The 1882-nt window shown below is 69.4% G+C and carries 3 protein-coding genes; all 3 read left to right on the top strand.

From position 1 onward, the window contains the following. Positions 1-42: 42 nt before the first annotated feature. Positions 43-948 (top strand): hypothetical protein, encoded by a 906-nt coding sequence (locus tag AAGI91_17790; protein ID MEM1044466.1) that lies wholly within the window; start codon positions 43-45, stop codon positions 946-948. Beyond that, positions 948-1322 carry a DoxX family protein gene (locus tag AAGI91_17785; GenBank protein MEM1044465.1) on the top strand — a complete coding sequence of 125 codons (375 nt, stop codon included), beginning with the start codon at positions 948-950 and terminating at the stop codon, positions 1320-1322. Before AAGI91_17790 ends, AAGI91_17785 begins: the two co-directional genes overlap by 1 nt. Then, on the top strand, positions 1292-1882 hold a 591-nt coding region (locus AAGI91_17780), incomplete at its 3' end, for a hypothetical protein (GenBank protein MEM1044464.1). The genes AAGI91_17785 and AAGI91_17780, both read left to right, overlap by 31 nt.

The raw sequence follows: 1882 nt of genomic DNA, 5'->3' as shown, positions 1-1882 counted from the left end.
GGCCCGCCCGCTGGCGGAGACTATTCCCCAACCCCGACCGCAATGGACCTCACGCGTGCGCTGCCTCTCGTTGCCTTGGTGATCCTCGGCGCGTGGGCCGCTCCTGCCACCGCGTGTGCTCCTGCCACCGCGTGTGATTGCATAGCGATAGGGCTCGCATTCGAGGTCGACTCGTTCGACGAGCCGGACCGGATGCTCGCACTCCTCGCCAGTCACGATGTGGTGTTCGCGGGCGAAGTCGCTGAGCGCGTTCCATTCGAGGAGCACAGCTTCGAGACGGGGTCTGCGTCGTACGAGTTCGAAGTGCTCCGCCAGTGGCGTGGCGTCTCTGGCGAGCGGCTGACGGTCGTCAACGACATCTACAGCTGCTCGTATGCGTCGGCCTTTGAGAGAGGTACGCACTTTCTCGTGTTCGCACGCCGAGGGCTGGACGGACAGCTCCGGACGGCGATGTGCTTCACGGCCCGCCCGGTCCGGCTCGGCTACGTAACGGACGACCGGGCCACCGGATACGCCGACCCCGGGTGGGTCCGGGGGATTGGGAGCTTGGATGGCGATGTGTTCGCTCGACTCGACGTTGCCACGGAACGGCTGGCCGCGTCAACCGACACGGAGGGAGTGAACCGATTCAACGGGTCGTGGCCCGATCCTACCGGTCCTGCGACAGATCTCACAATCGTCGTCGGCGACGGGCTCACCGGATCGCCCGTGCCCGCTGGCGAAGACCTCCGCGTCAGTTTCAGCCGGTATGCCCTACTGTCTGGCTCGCCCGAATGGACTCGAATCGAGCCTGTCCCAGCGTCCCGTCCGGCACGTGCCGAGGTCGCATTGCCGCCGGGGATGTACACAGTTACCGCCGTCTACGGTGACGCCCAGGCCAGCGTGAACGTGATCGCGACGGGAGGAGAACGGGTCGTTCATATGCGGTTGCGCGAGCCGGCGCCATAGTGCCGCAGACCCTCTCGCTCATCGTGCTGGCGGCCGTCTTCGTCGCCGCTGGCGTGGCGCATTTCGTGCGGCCGAGGATGTTCGAGACCATCGTGCCGCCTTCGCTGCCGGCCCCGCGCCTGCTCGTGTACCTGAGCGGCGTCGCCGAGGTGCTGGGCGGCATCGGCCTGCTGGTGCCGTCGCTGCGGCCGTGGGCCGGCTGGGGCCTGGCGGCTCTCCTGGTGGCCGTCTTCCCGGCGAACCTCTACATGGCGAGGGAGTCGGACCGCTTTCGCTCTCTCGCGCCGCGCTGGGCGCTGCGAGCCCGGCTCGCGCTCCAGCCGCTCCTCATCGTCTGGGTTCTGTGGGCCGCTCGCTCTGTCTCTGTGCTCTAGCCCTGCTGGCGGCCGTCGCCAGCGGGTGCGGAGGCGCGTCCGGCCCGGCCGAGGACGACGGCATCGAGGCGCCCGCGCCGCAGCCAGGTGTGGACGTGCGCGCCGTGCGCGCCGTGATCGACCTGGACCCGGAGACGCTGATGCTCGACGGCGTCGCCACGCTGGAGATGGCGGTCCCCGACACGCTCACCCAACTGACGCTCGGGTTCGACGACGCGATGGACATCTCGACCGTTCTCGTCGATGGCGTGGGCGTGCTGTTTTGGCGAGACGGCGACGGCCTCTACGTGCCGCTCGGAGACGTGGACACGACCGCGTCGGTCGAGGTGACCTACACAGGAACGCCCTCCGCTGGCGTTTACGCCGACGAGGCGGCCGGTCAGCGCGTCGTCTACACGGACGGCTGGCCCGACCGCACGGCCGGGTGGCTGCCCACGGTCCACCATCCGAGCGACCCGAGCCGTCTCGACCTCACGCTCGTCGTGCCCGCCGCGCTGGAGGTCGTCGCCAGCGGGGCTGCCGTCTCGGACTCGGTCGCCAGCGGGCGACGCTACGCCCGG

It is taken from the genome of Bacteroidota bacterium (assembly GCA_038746285.1).
Lineage (GTDB): Bacteria > Bacteroidota > Rhodothermia > Rhodothermales > JANQRZ01 > JANQRZ01.
This window is presented reverse-complemented; position numbering and strand designations above follow the sequence as displayed.